The organism is Falsiruegeria litorea R37, from assembly GCF_900172225.1.
Lineage (GTDB): Bacteria > Pseudomonadota > Alphaproteobacteria > Rhodobacterales > Rhodobacteraceae > Falsiruegeria > Falsiruegeria litorea.
In genome coordinates this window covers 43,719-58,747 of sequence record NZ_FWFO01000007.1, presented here as the reverse complement: position 1 = coordinate 58,747, position 15,029 = coordinate 43,719, and the positions used below count along the sequence as shown (strand labels likewise).

Below are 15,029 nucleotides of genomic sequence, written 5' to 3'. Positions count from 1 at the left end.
CTAGGGGTGAAATTCGGGTGGAAAAGCCTCGGGCACCTGGCCGCCAAAAATGGCAGTCAGATCCTTGGCCAGAGTGTGCAGGGCGGCCAGAATGACGGGCACGCGATCGTCTGAGGCGCGGTTCTCTGGCATGGCAAAGGCCACGGTGCCAATGGCCACGCGGTCGATCCCAAAAATGGGCGCGGCAAAGCCGTGAACACCCATTTCATAGCTGCCATTGCTGTTTGACCATCCCCGATTCCGGATCGTCTCGACCTGCGCTCGGATCTGATCCGGGTCGGTCAGCGTTTCCTTGGTGAAGTTCTGCAACTCGCCACTGTTCACCTGGGTCATCAGCGTAGGCGGGCCATAGCATAGCATGCTCAAGCCCGACGCGGTGGCATTGATGGGCATGACTTCGGTCGGATCAAGGCTGACCCGCACGGTGTGTTTGGTGGTTTCCACCACCAATGCGGTCTGCAGAATGTCCTTTTCCAGAAACGAGAGGTGCAGGCTTTCGCCGACCTCCTGCATGGCAGTCTGCATTCTCAGACGCGCGGCATCCAATCGTGGGTTCGCGGCCTCGCGCAGCGCGGCAAGTCGGATCGCGGCAGGCCCAATCGCGTAATATTTGGTCAGGGGATTCTGTTCGATCAGGCCAAATTCCTCAAGCGAACGCAGGTGCCGCAAGACGGTCGCTTTGTTCGCTCGGGCCAGACGCGCCAGCTGACTCAGCCCAATCTCGGGTCGAGAGGCGGAAAAAAAGTCAAGCAATTTTAGGGCGTTAAGGGCCGTTCCCATTCGAATTCTCTCCTTGGCACACGTTATTCTTGACAGAATGCAGTTAACAACGCAACATTATATTTGTTAACGCGGTTCATTTATTGAACCAACCTTGGGAGGTGTCAATGAAGAAAATTCTCGCAGCTGCGGCTTTTGCAGCATCCGCAACCGCCGCTCTGGCCGAGTATCCTGAAAAGCCTGTGACCTTTGTGGTTCCGTGGCCTCCGGGTGATTTGGAAGACGTGCTGACCCGCATGATCGCGGATGAATTCCAGTCGATGTATGGCGTGCCTGCCGCGGTGGTGAACAAGCCCGGCGGTGGCGGTGGTCCGTTCCCGGGCGCAGTCGAAGTCGCCACTGCTCCGGGTGACGGCTACACCGTTGGCTCGTTCGTGATCGGCGTTCCGGTCATCGGGCCCGAGATCGGCATTCCGGAACTGAACCCCAATCCGTTTGACCCGATCGGGATCTTTCTGACCTATCCGTTCGTGATCGCGTCCAGCAAAAGCGCACCCTATTCGAACTGGGAAGAACTGGCCGCGCACGGCAAGGACAACGATCTGGCACTTGGTCACTTTGGCTCGGTCCTGCCGCCCACTCAGGTGACATTCGCCGCAGCGGTTGGCAGTGGTTTTGACTTTGCCAGCGAAGCGGCCTTTGACGCGCTGGATTGCAACACTCTGGCGTCGGGCGATGTGGATGTGATCAACACCACTCTGCAACTGATCCTGCCGTGCCTGGATGACGTGAACGTTCTGGCCAGCATCGGTGGCGAGCGCATTTCGTTGATCCCCGACACCCCGACAGTGGTCGAGATCAACCCGGATCTGCCGCTGGCCCTGTGGAACGGTCTGTTCGTGCACAAGGACACCCCGGCTGATGCGCGCGAAAAGATCAGTGCTGCTGCTCAGAAAGCGTTGTCGTCGGACAAGGCCAAGGAACTGGCGAAAGAGACCGGCGCACTGGTCTACTGGCAGGATCCGGATGCCTCGAACGCGCAGATCGAGCAGGACAAAGCATCCTTCGCAAAAATCGCCGAGATCCTGGGCGAATAACATCTGATGGGGCACGGGTAATTGACCCGTGCCCTATTTCACAAAGGGAGGGGACGGAATGATCGCAAAAACACTCCAGGACATGTTCCGCCGGTATCGTCGGCCGGGCGACATCGTCTTTGCCGTGGTCTTTCTGGGTTTTGCCCTGTTCCTTCTCAGTCAGCTAGGGACGGAAACCAAGGTGGTGAAACGCACCAAGTGGTTTGCTCAACCTGCGCTTTGGCCCACCGTGGCGATCTGGGGCATGGTGATCTTCAGCTCCTTGCACCTGCTGAGTTCCTTTCTGTCCCCCCGTATTCCGGGCCGCTGGAAAGAGGTGGGGTTTTGGCTGCTCTCACTGGAGTACGTCGCCTATTTCCTGATCTACGTGGTTGCAGTGCCCTGGCTGGGCTACCTGCCGTCAACGATCCTGTTTGTTGTGTTCTTGAGCATCAGAACGGGGTTTCGCTCGGCTGGCGTTCTAAGCCTTTCAGTTGTCTTCGCTATTGTTGTGGCCGTGCTGTTCCGGGCGCTGCTTCAGGTCAACATCCCGGCGGGACGAATTTATGAGCAGTTGCCGGATTCAATCCGCGTCTTTGCCCTGACTTACCTGTGAGGTTTTCATGGACAACCTGATCTCCGGTTTTGCGATCCTGGCCCAATGGCAAGTGGTTGTCGCCCTGATCATCGGATCGGTGGGCGGCGTGATCATCGGCGCCTTGCCCGGCGTGGGCGCGGCTGTGGCCATCGCCATCCTGCTGCCGGCCACCTTTGCCTTTGAGCCCATCGTTGGGCTGACGCTGCTGTTGGGGATCTACGGCTCATCCATGTACGGCGGGGCGATCCCTGCCATTCTGATCAACACCCCCGGAACGGCCGTCAACGCGCTGACCACCTATGACGGTTACCCGATGACCAAACGGGGAGAGGGGCACCGGGCGCTGTCGCTGGCCTATTCCGCGTCTTTCTTTGGCGGTATTTTCTCGATCCTTTGCCTGATCATCCTGTCGCCGGTTCTGGCCTGGATCGCACCACATTTCGGCAGTCGCGAGATTTTCCTGGCCGCCTTCATGGGCATCCTGCTGGTCGTGCTGGCGCATCGTGGACAGACGTTTTCGGCGGCGATGCTGGCAAGCTTTGGCATCTTTTTGAACACCGTCGGACTGGAGCCGGTCAAGTACACCAAGCGCTTCACCTTTGACCAAAGTTGGCTGTCGTCCGGCATCAACCTGATCGTGGTGGTTCTTGGCCTCTTTGCTATCAGCCAAGCGCTGTTGCTGCTGGTTGACCGCGACCATGCCCCCGGCGAGGCGCATGTGAAGGGGAACATATTTGCGGGCCTCAAAGAGCTGTTGGGTCTGAAGCGCATCGCAACAGTATCGTCATCTTTGGGCGTGCTGATGGGAATGGTGCCGGGAACAGGAGAGTTCACGTCGCAATTCCTGTCTTACACCTATGCGCAGAAGACGTCGAAAGACCCCGACAAGTTCGGCGATGGTTCACCCGAGGGGCTGGTTGCGTCCGAGGCGGCCAACAACGCCGTACCGGGTGCCGCGATGATCCCGCTCTTGGCGCTTGGCATTCCGGGTGAGGCGCTGACCGCGATGATGCTGTCGGTGTTCTATGTCCACAACGTGATCCCCGGTCCGCAGCTCTTTGCTGATCAGATGGACTTTGTCATGGCGCTATACATGGCGCTGATCTTGCTCAATGTGATCGTGTTGGTATTCCTGCTGTTCTCGACCAACTTGCTGCTCAAGATCATCCAGATCCCGACGCGGTTTTTGGGTGTGATGATCCTGACCCTGTCGTTTGTCGGCGTGTTCAGCCTGCGCAACTCGGTCACCGATTGTGCGATTGCAGCCGGGTTCGGGGTGTTCGGATTGATTTTGAAACGCCTGAACCTGCCGATCGTACCGATCATCCTGGGCATGGTTCTGGGTGGCATCATGGAGGTCAAACTGCGCAGCGCGATGGCGCGCGTCAAATCCCCGCTTGATTTCATCGACAGGCCAATCGCCGCAATCCTGTTCGTGATGATCTTGCTGATCATCGCACTGCACATTCGCACACTGGTGCAAGAGCACCGCGATCGCCTGAAACCACAGCCCTTGGGCGACGAAGACACGACACAACAAGGATAATCCGATGGATCAACCTTCGATTGATGCGCTGCGGGCGCAGGCCGTCGCTCCGCGCGGTCACTTTATCAACGGCGAATACCATTCCGGTGAAACGGGTGCACAGATGGAGGTGTTGTCCCCCATCGATGGCCAGCCGCTGACCCAGATTGCAGATGGCAGTTTGGCGGATGTGGATGCAGCTGTTCGCGCTGCGCGGGTGGCATTTGAGGATGGCCGCTGGTCGCGCATGGCCCCTGCTGGACGTAAGAACGTGCTGTTGAAACTGGCCGACCTGATCGAGAGCCGCGCGCTGGAACTGGCTGTTCTGGGCGTGCGCGACAATGGGACCGAGATCAACATGGCGCTGAAGGCCGAAGCTTATTCAGCCGCCGCCACATTCCGCTACTACGCCGAAGCCATCGACAAGCACTATGGTCAGGTGGCGCCAACGAGCGAGGATGTGCTGGGCCTGATTCACCATGCGCCTGTAGGCGTGGTGGGTGCCATCGTGCCGTGGAATTTCCCCCTTATGATCGGCAGCTGGAAGATCGCGCCCGCGCTCGCCATGGGCAATTCGGTGGTGTTGAAACCGTCCGAGACCGCGTCGCTCAGCCTGCTCAAGATCGCAGAGTTGGCGGCAGAGGCCGGCGTGCCCGATGGCGTCTTCAACGTGGTCACCGGGCGCGGTGCGGTGGTGGGTGAGGCGCTGGCGCTATCGATGGATGTCGACATCATGGTGTTCACAGGATCCGGCCCGACGGGGCGACGGTTGCTGGAATATTCCGCGCGGTCCAACCTGAAACGCTGCTATCTGGAACTTGGCGGCAAATCCGCCAACATCGTCTTTGCCGACGCGCCTGATCTGGCTGAGGCGGCCAAGGTTTCAGCTGCTGGCATCTTCCGGAACTCGGGTCAGGTCTGCGTTGCAGGCTCTCGGCTTTTGGTGCAGCAGGACATTTATGAGGATTTTGTGGCCGAAATCACCCGCCATGCCGAGGCCTTCAAGGTTGGCGATCCGCTGAACCTTAGCAGCCAGATTGGCGCGGTCCACAGCCTGCCCGAGCTTGAGGCGAACCTGCGGTTTGTCACCAAAGCCGAAGGCGAAGGCGCCGAGCGGCGCACCGGCGGGGACCGTATTCTGACCGAGACCGGCGGCTATTACATGGCGCCCACGGTTATGGCCGGGGTCAAGGAAACCGACACCCTTTTTCAAAGCGAGGTCTTTGGTCCCGTTTTGGCGGTAACACCCTTCACCGACGAAGCCGATGCGATCCGTCTGGCCAATGCCACTGTCTATGGTTTGGCGGGGGGTGTCTGGACTGCAAACTTGGGTCGTGCGCATCGCATGATCGCGGGCATTCGGGCCGGCGTTGTGCATGTGAACACCTATGGCGGGGCGGACTTGACAGTGCCACTGGGCGGTGTTGGTCAGTCGGGCAACGGCCACGACAAGTCGCTGCATGCGCTGGAGAAATACACCGACCTCAAAACCGCGTGGATCAAACTCTGACCAAGGGATGAACCGATGAGCCTGCCTGCGAAATCCTCCGAGTTGATCGAAAGTCGCGCCCGTCTTTTGGGGCCGAACGTATCGACCTTTTACGACGAACCCCTGCATGTGGTCCGCGGCGAAGGCGTCTGGCTGTGGGATGCGGATGGACGCAAGTATCTGGATTGCTACAATAACGTGCCCCATGTGGGTCATTGCAATCCGCGCGTGGTCGAGGCGATCTGCCGTCAGGCGGCAACGCTGAACACCCACACGCGGTATCTGCACGATGGCATTCTGGAATATGTCGAAAAGCTGACCGGCACGATGGACGCCGCGCTTGACACTGCGATCCTGACCTGCACCGGGTCCGAGGCGAACGACATTGCCCTGCGGATGGCCGAAGGGATGACCGGCAAACGCGGCATCATCGCTACGGACGCGACCTATCACGGCAATACGTCTTTGGTCAGTCAACTGAGCCGCTCGAACGTGCCAACAGTGGGTTTTGGACTGGATCAGTTCTTTCGCTTTGTTGAGGCGCCCGACAGCTATCGAAATCCGGACCCGGACGGAACCAAGTTTGCCGAGGCGGTTGCCGAGCAGATCCAAGCGCATGAGACATCAGGCGTTGGCTTTGCCGCGTTGATCATCTGCCCGTATTTCCTGAACGAAGGGTTCCCGGATCACCCCGATGGTTGGCTCAAACCCGTAGCCGAGGTCGTGCGCAAGGCGGGCGGGTTGCTGATTTGTGATGAGGTGCAATCTGGCTTTGGCCGCACCGGCACCCATCTATGGGCGCATCAGAAAATGGGCGTGGTTCCGGACATCATTACCTTGGGCAAACCCATGGGAAACGGTCATCCGGTGGGTGGGGTTGTGACCCGGTCCGAGATTTTGGTGACCTTTCGCAAAGGGTATCGTTACTTCAACACCTTCGGTGGCAACCCGGTGTCCTGCGCCGCAGCCATGGCCGTGTTGGAGGAGATTGAGGATAAAAGACTGCTCGCCAATGCCAAAACCGTTGGCGAACACGCGCGCCGGCGTTTGGGTCAGCTTGCGGAAAAGCACGAGGTGATTGGCGATGTGCGCGGCTCTGGCCTGATATTCGGGGCCGAGATGGTGACGGACCGAGACAGCAAAGACCCCGCCAGCGATTACACCGACAGGGTGATCAACGCGCTCAGGCACAAGGGGATCATCCTGTCCAAGCTAGGGCGCCACAAAAACGCGCTCAAGATCCGCCCGCCCATGCCGTTTTCCATCGAAAACGCGGACCTGTTGATCGACACGCTGGACGAGGTTCTGGCAGCAACACCCGTTATCCGATGAGCGGCGTAGTGGACCAGGCGCTGGAGCTGTGGGGGCTTTCGGGTTCTCAGGTGACCTTGATTGCGACGCGTGAGAACCACGTTTACCGCGTGGATCGAGAGGATACCTCCTTTGCGCTGCGCCTGCACCGACGTGGACTGCACTCGAACGCGGCTTTGCAGTCCGAATTGGCATGGCTTTCGGCTCTCGGGGGGGATGGGATCGGGGTGCCGACACCTTTGGCCGCCTTGGACGGGCAGAATTTGCACACGGTCGACGGCATCCAAGTTGACGTCCTAAGCTGGCTGCCGGGACGCCCCCTTGGGTCGACCTCAGCCGGGATTGATCATTCGGACAGCCCGGCCGTGTTCCGCGCAATTGGGCGAGAAATGGCCCGGTTTCATCGAGCAAGCGATAGGTGGACCCCACCTGCGGCGTTTTCGCGGTGGTCCTGGGATCGTGCGGGCCTGTTGGGGGATGCCCCGCTTTGGGGTCGGTTCTGGGAAAATCCAACCTTGACCGGTGACGACAGCGAACTGCTGACAAGATACCGACGGGTGGCCAACACAGACCTCGCACAAATGGAGGCATCGCTGGACTATGGTCTGATTCACGCCGATCTTGTGCGGGAGAACATCATGACAGACGGCCAGAACGTGCGTTTCATCGACTTTGACGATGCGGGCTTTGGCTTTCGGCTGTTCGACATTGCGACCGCATTGGTCAAGAATTTGAACGAGCCGGATTACCCATTGCTCAAGGACGCATTGCTGGACGGATACCGTCAGGAACGGGACATCGACACTGCGTTGCTAGACCTCTTTTTGTCGCTTCGCGCGGTCACTTACGTGGGTTGGATAACACTTCGTCTGAGTGAAGAGGGCGGGCCCGCGCGCAACACACGATTTATCGAAACAGCCAGAACCGTTGTGTCAGAATACCTGAACCGGTCGGCACATGGGGAGGGATGAGATGACAACCAAGACAATTTTGTTGATCGGCACCTATGACACAAAAGAACCCGAAATGCGGTTCATCGAACAGGCGGTTCGCGAACAGGGCGCCCAGGTGTTGACGATGGATGTTTCCGTTCTGGGTGATCCGAAGACGCCAACCGACATCTCAAAACACGACGTGGCTGCCGCCGGGGGCATGACAATCGATGAAGTGATCGCACTTGGGGACGAGAACAAGGCGTTCCGCGTGATGTCGGCAGGCGCAGCCAAGGTTGTGGCCCAGGCCCATACCGCAGGTCGGTTCGATGGGATGCTGGCCAACGGTGGGACGATGGGCACCGATCTGGCACTTGACTGTGCGCAGGCGTTGCCCATGGGGGTGCCGAAATACATCGTCTCAACCGTCAGCTTCTCTCCTTTGATCCCGCCGCACCGTTTGGCGCCGGACATCCAGATGATCCTCTGGGCCGGGGGGCTTTACGGCATGAACTCAATCTGCAGATCCTCTCTCAGCCAAGCAGCTGGTGCTGTGGTCGGGGCCACCAAAGCAGCCATTGCGCCGGACCGGAGCAAACCCCTTATTGGGATGACCAGTTTGGGCTCATCCTGTCTTCGTTATATGAAAACTCTCAAACCTGCGCTGGAAGAGCGAGGATTCGAAGTGGCCGTATTCCACTCTACCGGCATGGGGGGCATGGCGTTTGAGAAACTGGCAGGCGAAGGGGCTTTTGCCTGCGTCATGGACTTTTGCATGCAGGAGTTTGGCAACCTCATGGCCGGATCGGTTGTCTCGAGCGGTGAGGACCGGGTGACAAATGCGGGGCGCGTGGGCACCCCCCAGATGGTGGCACCTGGGGCATTGGATTTGCTGGATTTTGCAGGTTGGCAAGAGATACCCGAGGCTTATGCCGATCGCCCGTTTCACGAACACAATCGGCTGATCAAAAGCTCGGTTTTTAGTGGCGGCGAGCGTCGGGCCTGGGTGCGAGAACTGGCCAACCGGCTAGGTGCTGCAACCGGTCCGGTTCATTTCTTCTTGCCGACCCAAGGCGTTGAGGCCTGGGACAAAGAGGGTGAAGAAGCCTACGCACCGGAAGCGCTTGCAGACATGGTCGACGAGGTGCGTAAAATGATGCCTGGGGTGGTTCCAACAACCGAGGTGGATGCCCACATCAACGACGCAGAGTTTTGCGAAGCTGTCCTTCGTGTTTTTGATGCCTGGGTGGATGATGGTACTGTAAGCGTCGGCTCCTAGGGGCCTGACCCCAAAAGCCATTGAACGGACACAGGCTTCAGTCGCGTTAGCATAGCTCCAGGTGGCCACCTGGTGCTATGCTATGATGACATATCCAATACCCGACCTTGATTACTCTTGTTGCATCCGCTGCTTGCGTTTGCGCGGCCAGAACACACCCGGCCGATCTGCTTCCGGCTGTGACTTAGTCTAGCCATTCATGCCTCAAGCATTTCCAAGATGGCGTCGGTCATTTCAACCGTGTTCGCGGCTCCCCCCAAATCGGGTGTCATTACGCCTTGGGTCAACACGGCATCTACGGCGGCCTCAATCCGCTGTTCGATCCGGGGCAGGCCAAAGCTATAGGTGAACATCATGCCGACCGACAGGATGGTACCGACGGGGTTGGCTATACCCTGTCCGACAATATCGGGCGCCGACCCGGCGGTGCTTTCGTACATGCCAAATACCTGCCCCTGGTCGGGGTTCGCGCTGAGCGAAGCCGAAGGTAACATGCCAAGCGATCCGGCATAGACTGCTGTCAGATCGCTGAGCACGTCCCCCAATTGATTGCAGCCGATCACCACGTCGAAGTCACCCGGCCGCATCATCAATTGATAGGCGCAATTGTCCGCAAACATGTTTTCAAACTCGACATCGGGATAATCGCGCGCCACGTCGCTTACCACGTCGCGCCAGAGTTTGTAGCTTTCCATCACGTTGGATTTGTCGCAGCTGACCAGCCTTCCGCGCCGTTGCGCTGCCAGCTGAAAGCCGCCATGGGCAAAGCGCGTAACCTCGCCCTCGTCATAGGCGGTCAGGTCATAACCCTGACGCAGGCCGTTGATCTGCCGCTGTCCGCGCTCTGAGGCAAACATCGCGCCGCCGCACATCTCGCGCAGGATCAGAACGTCCGCTCCATCAACTATGTCGCGGCGAAGCGGTGAACGATGCATCAACGGAACACGGGCGCGGGACGGACGCAGACCCAGATAGGTCTGCAGGTGATATCGCAGGTACATCAACCCATCCTGGCATTCTGCTCCACCAGGCACGCCAATGTTATCCCATTTGGGTCCGCCCACTGCCCCAACAAGTAACGCATCTGACCTGCGCGCCTTTTGCAGTACCTCGTGCGTGCAAAAACTGCCATGAACGTCCCATGACGCCCCATGCAACAACCCGTGCTCAACCTGCAGGTCAATGCCCGCATGCCTGGCCTGGTGACGCGCCACCCGCAGACCCTGTTCCAAGATTTCCGGACCGATCCCATCGCCGCCCAGGGCCAGCACATGTCTATCCACAAGTCATTCCCGCATTGTAGTTTGGGCCAGCATCGCGCGGAGAAAAGTCAGGGGAAAGACCGAAACAGAGAATGCAGATCATTCTACAAAGGAATGCAGCAGCAGATCAGATATCGATGTCATGGGGGAGCCAGGGAAATCTGGTTTCGCGATCCTTGCGCCAGGTTAGGTGACTTTGGCGTTGGAAAGGGGGCGCATTTTCGACGCGATGCAAGGCGCCGTCTGTCAAAAGATCTGTGGTCATTTGCTCAGGGAGATAGGCAGATCCCCCCTGTTTCAAAAGGTGCGACATCGCCCAATCTGGATTGGAAAACGAGACGGACGCGGACTCGTCGCTCGGCCAATTCTCGGTATGTTGGGCGCGGACAGATGCGCCGTAGTCGACATAAATATAGTCCGGATGCCATTCAACAGCCTTGCGAGGGCGGCTGGAGACCTGGATTAAATTGCAGGTTGCAAATGGCCTGCTCACGACCTGTGGCCCGGTCAGCGGCTCGGTGAGCAATGCTGCATCGCACATGCCGCTTTGTAACCAGGACTGCGCGTTCGAGGTCTGAGCTGTCCAAACCTCAAGCGCGGTGTCGGGGTGACGCACGCGAATGGTGTCAGCCCAATCCTGCCCCAGCCCTGTCCACAGCCCAGGGTCGCAGGCCAAGCTGAATACGGTTGTCACGCCATGGGGCAGACTGATCCTGGTGCGAGCGTTATCCCAACTGCGGGCGATAACTTGGGCCTGCTCGAGAAAGGTAAAACCCTCTTTCGTGAGCGTCGCCCCTTTCCGCGACCGGATCAGCAACTGCGCTCCAAGCGCCTGCTCCAACCCGTCCAGCCGGGCCGATACGGCGGACTGGGTCACATTCATCTCTTCTGCCGCCCGGTTCAGGTTCCGGGTGCGCACAACGCTCAAAAAGGTTTGGATCGCCGAAATGTTCATGGGCAGATAATGAAAGAAAAACGAATTATAGAATAGAATAAATCCGTTTTCCTGACTTAAATATTTCTGGCACCCTTGGAGAAAGGGAGGCCGTACAAATGGAATTTAGCATTCAGTTGTCCGCCGATTATCCGGATAAATCCTATGGAGGGGACCGGGTCTATGCAGACATGTTGGAGCAGGCTAAGCTGGCCGATCGGTTGGGTTTTGACGCTGTCTCGGTTACCGAACACCATCTGATCAACTGTTTGATGATGCCCGCGCCCTTGCAATTTGCCGTCAAGATCGCGGCGCATACGCAACGCATCAAGATCATGACCTCGATTGTGGTATTGCCACTACATGACATGCGCACCTACGCCGGAGAAGTCGTGGTGGCCGACATCTTTACCGAAGGGCGGTTGATGCTGGGCGTCGGGCGTGGCGCCTTCAAGTACGAGATGGAGCGTCTTGGCGTCCCGATGGATCAGACGCAGGCGCGGTTCAATGAATCGCTTGATGTGTTGCAGGCGCTGCTAACCCGGGAAGAGGTGGCCTGGGATGGTGAGTTCTATCAGTTCGACCCCATCACCATCATGCCACGCCCGATGCGCCCCGGCGGGCCGCAGATGATGATGGCTGTGATGAACCCTGAAGGGATCTATAATTGCACCAAGCGCGGATTTCACATTCAAACCACGCCGCTGGCAGGCAATCATCAGTTGCTGCTGGATCAGGTGGGCGGATTCCACCGTGCCAAGGCCGAGATGGGTGAGGGGGGGCGTGATCTGACTCTGTCGCTGTCGCGGGTTGGGTTTGTGGCGGGTTCACAGGCGGATCGACAGGCCAAGGTCGCGGCGGCGCATCGCTACTACAGCCGGTTCGACAACGTCTTCACGGGACCCGGGCTGGTCGATGGAGGCATGATCCGAGAATTGCCGCGCAAACAGACGGTGGACGAGCTGGCCGACAGCCTGCTTATCGGCACCCCGCAAGAAATCATCGACAAGCTGGCCCCTTATGCCGAACTGGGCATTGACCGCGTCATTGTGAACGTGAACTTTGGCTGCGATGCGCAAGAGACGCTGGATGCCATCCAATGTTTCGGCGAAGAGGTGATGCCCCATTTCACCGGGCGCCCTGCGGTTGCTGCCGAGTGACCGGAACAAATGACAAAAGGACGACAATCATGCCCATCATCCGTGTAGAAATGTTTTCCGGCCGCAGCGAAGAACAAAAGCGCGCGCTGGTTCGCGATTTGACCGATGCATTTGTGGGGGCTGCGGGCGGCAATCCCGACAGTGTTCACGTCGTGATCACTGATGTGGACAAGAGCAATTGGGGCTCTGGCGGGCAGCTGTGCTCGGACAAATTTCCGGACTAGGGGACTGCCATGACAGATGTGATTGATTGCGAGTACACGGTGCAGGGCGAAGGCCCGCCCCTGTTTCTGATCCACGGCATTGGCGCGGCGCGCAGCACATGGGCGCGCGCCTTGCCCACACTGGTCCGCCATTTCACGGTGATCACATATGACCTGCGCGGTCATGGCGCCTCACCCATGCCGGAGGGGGAATTTGGGCTGAATGAGCTGGTGAATGATCTTGAAGCTTTGCGCGCCCGCACCGGATACGAAAAGGCCCATTTTGCGGGGCATTCTTTGGGTGGCATGATTGGTCCGGCGTATGCGGTGAAACACCCGGATCGGGTGCTGTCGCTTGGGCTGTTGTCGACGGCCGCCTTTCGGACCAAGGATGACAGCGAAAAAGTCTGGGGTGTTGTCCATGCAATGGAGGAAAAGGGCATCCCGCAGGTTCTGGAGACCCTTACCGCGCGCTGGTTCACCGACGACTTTCTGGCCGCACACCCGGACGTTGTGCGCAACCGTCTGAAACAGGTGGTCGAGACCGACCCAGATGTCTTTCTGAACGTCTTCCGCATTTATGCGGGCACCGAAATGTCACCCTGGTTGGACCAAGTCACCGCGCCGGCGCTGGTTCTGACCGGAGAGAATGATGGTGGCTGCAATCCGCGTCTGAACCGTCTGATCGACAAAGCGTTGCCGAACTCGGGTTTGGTTATCCTGCCCGAATTGCGGCATTCAATCCTGCTTGAGGCCGGAGAGGTGGTCGCCGACCACCTGCACCGGTTCATCACCTCGTTGACTTAACCCAGACGTTCGAGGATGGCGCCCGTGTCCATTCCGGTGGTTGCACCATAGATCCGACCGCGCCCGGTGGGATTCAAGCGTGTGGCGACATAGGCATCCGATACTGCAGCAGTTGAAAAGCGCAACAGGACCGAGGCGGTCATCAAAGTGGCCAGGCTTTCCGCAAACCACCGGGCTTCTGCTTCGGCAGGAAGGGCAGGCCAGCGGGCCCAATGTTGATCCAGCGCGGCATCGTAGGTTGCGTTGGCTCCGCGTGCCTTGTCCAGATCGGCGCGCAAGGCTTCGCCGCATTCGGGTTCGCGCGTCAAGGCGCGCAGCACGTCCAGACAGATCACGTTGCCCGAACCTTCCCAGATCGAGTTGAGGGGGGTTTCCCGGAACAACAGGGGTAGGGGGGTGTCTTCGGTGTAACCAACGCCACCCAGACATTCCATGGCTTCGTAGACGATCGTGGGGGCCAGCTTGTTGCCCAGAAATTTGGACAAGGCAACAGCGATGCGGGCAAAGGCCATGTCTTCGTCCGAGCCGCTGTCAAACGCGCGCGCGATGTACAGGGCCAGCGCGGTGGTGCCTTCGAAGTCCAGTGTCAGGTCGGCCAGAACTGCGCGCATCATCGGCTGGTCGATCAGGCGACGTTGAAAGGTCGAGCGCCCTTTGACCCACCAATTCGCCTCGGCCAGGGCGCCACGCATCAGGCCCGCAGGCGCAATAGCCGTGCCCAACCGGGTGTGCTGTACCATTTCGATGATCGTGGGAACGCCGCGTCCTTCGTCGCCTACGCGATAGGCCAGTGTATCGTGGTATTCGATCTCGGACGAAGCATTGGCGCGATTGCCCAGCTTATCCTTGAGGCGCATCACGTGCATCGAGTTCCGCTCGCCTTCAAGCCAGCGTGGCACCAGGAAACAGGTCAGTCCACCGGGTGCCTGTGCCAATGTCAGGAACCCGTCGCACATCGGTGCCGAACAAAACCATTTGTGACCGCGCAGGCGATAAGCGTCACCGTCGGGAGTGGCGATGGTGCTGTTGGCGCGCACATCCGATCCACCTTGCTTCTCGGTCATGGCCATGCCGAGAGTAGCGGCGCGTTTTTGCTCGACTGGTTTCAGATCGGTGTCATACGCACGCGCTGTCAGCTTGGGACGCCAGATCTTTTCCAGCTCGGGTGCAAACGCCAGCGACGGCACAGCGGCATAGGTCATTGCAACGGGGCAATTCACACCGGGTTCGATCTGGCCAATCATATAGCTGCCAGCAACATAATGGGTGTGACCGCCTTTTGCGTTTTTCTCCCACGCGGCTGATGCGATCCCCGAAGAAAACGCCAGATCCATCAGCTTGTGGTACCCGGGGTGAAAACGAACCTCGTCCAAGCGGCGGCCCGAACGATCGAAGCTGATCAGTTTGGGTTCGACCCGATTGGCCTCGCGTCCAGCTTCGCGCATTTCGGCGCTGCCCAATTTGGCGCCCAAGTTGGCGAGGGCGGCTGTGTCGGCCTCGCTCAAAACAACGTGGTCACGTAGGATCGGGTCGGTTTCCCAAAGGTCAAAGCCATCACGGGGGATTGGCTGATTTTCCACTTCATGTGTGGGTAGATGGCTCATCGATGCTGACGCGGTCATGACACTCCCTTTCGTCTCTATCGTGCGTTCGCAGGCCCTGATTTCGGGCTTTGCAGGAAGGTGACACGGGCCCTTTTTGATTGCCTGTGTTTCGTTACGTCATCCGAAAGT

The 15,029-nt window shown here is 58.8% G+C and carries 14 protein-coding genes; 10 read left to right on the top strand and 4 right to left on the bottom strand.

The genetic code is table 11. From position 1 onward, the window contains the following. Positions 1 to 780 (bottom strand): IclR family transcriptional regulator, encoded by a 780-nt coding sequence (locus TRL7639_RS21565; protein ID WP_085797980.1) that lies wholly within the window; start codon positions 778 to 780, stop codon positions 1 to 3. 107 nt (positions 781 to 887) lie between these two features. On the opposite strand from TRL7639_RS21565, the gene TRL7639_RS21560 reads away from it, so the two are divergent. Genes TRL7639_RS21560 through TRL7639_RS21530 form a run of 7 tightly spaced genes read left to right on the top strand, consistent with a single transcriptional unit; the run spans position 888 to position 8,930 of the window. After that, on the top strand, positions 888 to 1,817 hold the full coding sequence (locus TRL7639_RS21560) for a tripartite tricarboxylate transporter substrate binding protein (protein ID WP_085797979.1): 930 nt from the start codon (positions 888 to 890) through the stop codon (positions 1,815 to 1,817). A 58-nt stretch (positions 1,818 to 1,875) separates the two neighbouring features. Beyond that, entirely contained in the window at positions 1,876 to 2,412 is a 537-nt protein-coding gene (locus TRL7639_RS21555) for a tripartite tricarboxylate transporter TctB family protein (protein WP_085797978.1), read from the top strand. Between the two features lie 7 nt (positions 2,413 to 2,419). Then, the gene (locus tag TRL7639_RS21550; protein ID WP_085797977.1) at positions 2,420 to 3,940 is read left to right on the top strand and encodes a tripartite tricarboxylate transporter permease; all 1,521 of its coding nucleotides are present in this window, start codon (positions 2,420 to 2,422) and stop codon (positions 3,938 to 3,940) included. A 4-nt stretch (positions 3,941 to 3,944) separates the two neighbouring features. Then, a complete protein-coding gene (locus TRL7639_RS21545) occupies positions 3,945 to 5,429 on the top strand; it encodes an aldehyde dehydrogenase family protein (RefSeq protein WP_085797976.1) in 1,485 nt (494 codons plus the stop codon). 15 nt (positions 5,430 to 5,444) lie between these two features. Further along, a complete protein-coding gene (locus TRL7639_RS21540; RefSeq protein ID WP_085797975.1) occupies positions 5,445 to 6,740 on the top strand; it encodes an aspartate aminotransferase family protein in 1,296 nt (431 codons plus the stop codon). Continuing rightward, complete coding sequence (locus tag TRL7639_RS21535) at positions 6,737 to 7,690, top strand: phosphotransferase enzyme family protein (RefSeq protein ID WP_085797974.1); 954 nt, start codon at positions 6,737 to 6,739, stop codon at positions 7,688 to 7,690. The genes TRL7639_RS21540 and TRL7639_RS21535 overlap by 4 nt, the downstream gene beginning before the upstream one ends. Before the next feature lies 1 nt (position 7,691). Continuing rightward, positions 7,692 to 8,930 carry a Tm-1-like ATP-binding domain-containing protein gene (locus TRL7639_RS21530; RefSeq protein WP_085797973.1) on the top strand — a complete coding sequence of 413 codons (1,239 nt, stop codon included), beginning with the start codon at positions 7,692 to 7,694 and terminating at the stop codon, positions 8,928 to 8,930. Between the two features lie 197 nt (positions 8,931 to 9,127). On the opposite strand, the gene leuB is transcribed toward TRL7639_RS21530, so the two are convergent. After that, positions 9,128 to 10,213, bottom strand: coding sequence for a 3-isopropylmalate dehydrogenase (leuB, locus tag TRL7639_RS21525; protein WP_085797972.1), 1,086 nt, complete (start codon positions 10,211 to 10,213; stop codon positions 9,128 to 9,130). Between the two features lie 106 nt (positions 10,214 to 10,319). Continuing rightward, positions 10,320 to 11,147: a LysR family transcriptional regulator gene (locus TRL7639_RS21520; protein WP_085797971.1), complete on the bottom strand. Its 828-nt coding sequence runs from the start codon at positions 11,145 to 11,147 to the stop codon at positions 10,320 to 10,322. 98 nt (positions 11,148 to 11,245) lie between these two features. Between TRL7639_RS21520 and TRL7639_RS21515 the strand changes: the two genes are divergently transcribed. Genes TRL7639_RS21515 through TRL7639_RS21505 form a run of 3 tightly spaced genes read left to right on the top strand, consistent with a single transcriptional unit; the run spans position 11,246 to position 13,296 of the window. Next, on the top strand, positions 11,246 to 12,286 hold the full coding sequence (locus tag TRL7639_RS21515) for an LLM class flavin-dependent oxidoreductase (RefSeq protein ID WP_085797970.1): 1,041 nt from the start codon (positions 11,246 to 11,248) through the stop codon (positions 12,284 to 12,286). A gap of 29 nt (positions 12,287 to 12,315) precedes the next feature. Next, positions 12,316 to 12,510, top strand: a complete 195-nt coding sequence (thmT, locus tag TRL7639_RS21510; RefSeq protein ID WP_235820486.1) for a 2-hydroxymuconate tautomerase — start codon at positions 12,316 to 12,318, stop codon at positions 12,508 to 12,510. Between the two features lie 9 nt (positions 12,511 to 12,519). Continuing rightward, complete coding sequence (locus TRL7639_RS21505) at positions 12,520 to 13,296, top strand: alpha/beta fold hydrolase (RefSeq protein WP_085797968.1); 777 nt, start codon at positions 12,520 to 12,522, stop codon at positions 13,294 to 13,296. Here TRL7639_RS21505 and TRL7639_RS21500 read toward each other — a convergent pair. Further along, the gene (locus tag TRL7639_RS21500; protein ID WP_085797967.1) at positions 13,293 to 14,918 is read right to left on the bottom strand and encodes an acyl-CoA dehydrogenase family protein; all 1,626 of its coding nucleotides are present in this window, start codon (positions 14,916 to 14,918) and stop codon (positions 13,293 to 13,295) included. The two genes, TRL7639_RS21505 and TRL7639_RS21500, sit on opposite strands and share 4 nt — an antisense overlap. Positions 14,919 to 15,029: the final 111 nt, after the last annotated feature.

Bases quoted from the DNA above. Each gene is read 5' to 3' on its own strand.
- TRL7639_RS21565 (WP_085797980.1), bottom strand. From the start codon at position 780: ATGGGAACGGCCCTTAACGCCCTAAAATTGCTTGACTTTTTTTCCGCC.
- TRL7639_RS21560 (WP_085797979.1), top strand. From the start codon at position 888: ATGAAGAAAATTCTCGCAGCTGCGGCTTTTGCAGCATCCGCAACCGCC.
- TRL7639_RS21555 (WP_085797978.1), top strand. From the start codon at position 1,876: ATGATCGCAAAAACACTCCAGGACATGTTCCGCCGGTATCGTCGGCCG.
- TRL7639_RS21550 (WP_085797977.1), top strand. From the start codon at position 2,420: ATGGACAACCTGATCTCCGGTTTTGCGATCCTGGCCCAATGGCAAGTG.
- TRL7639_RS21545 (WP_085797976.1), top strand. From the start codon at position 3,945: ATGGATCAACCTTCGATTGATGCGCTGCGGGCGCAGGCCGTCGCTCCG.
- TRL7639_RS21540 (WP_085797975.1), top strand. From the start codon at position 5,445: ATGAGCCTGCCTGCGAAATCCTCCGAGTTGATCGAAAGTCGCGCCCGT.
- TRL7639_RS21535 (WP_085797974.1), top strand. From the start codon at position 6,737: ATGAGCGGCGTAGTGGACCAGGCGCTGGAGCTGTGGGGGCTTTCGGGT.
- TRL7639_RS21530 (WP_085797973.1), top strand. From the start codon at position 7,692: ATGACAACCAAGACAATTTTGTTGATCGGCACCTATGACACAAAAGAA.
- TRL7639_RS21520 (WP_085797971.1), bottom strand. From the start codon at position 11,147: ATGAACATTTCGGCGATCCAAACCTTTTTGAGCGTTGTGCGCACCCGG.
- TRL7639_RS21515 (WP_085797970.1), top strand. From the start codon at position 11,246: ATGGAATTTAGCATTCAGTTGTCCGCCGATTATCCGGATAAATCCTAT.
- thmT (WP_235820486.1), top strand. From the start codon at position 12,316: ATGCCCATCATCCGTGTAGAAATGTTTTCCGGCCGCAGCGAAGAACAA.
- TRL7639_RS21505 (WP_085797968.1), top strand. From the start codon at position 12,520: ATGACAGATGTGATTGATTGCGAGTACACGGTGCAGGGCGAAGGCCCG.
- TRL7639_RS21500 (WP_085797967.1), bottom strand. From the start codon at position 14,918: ATGACCGCGTCAGCATCGATGAGCCATCTACCCACACATGAAGTGGAA.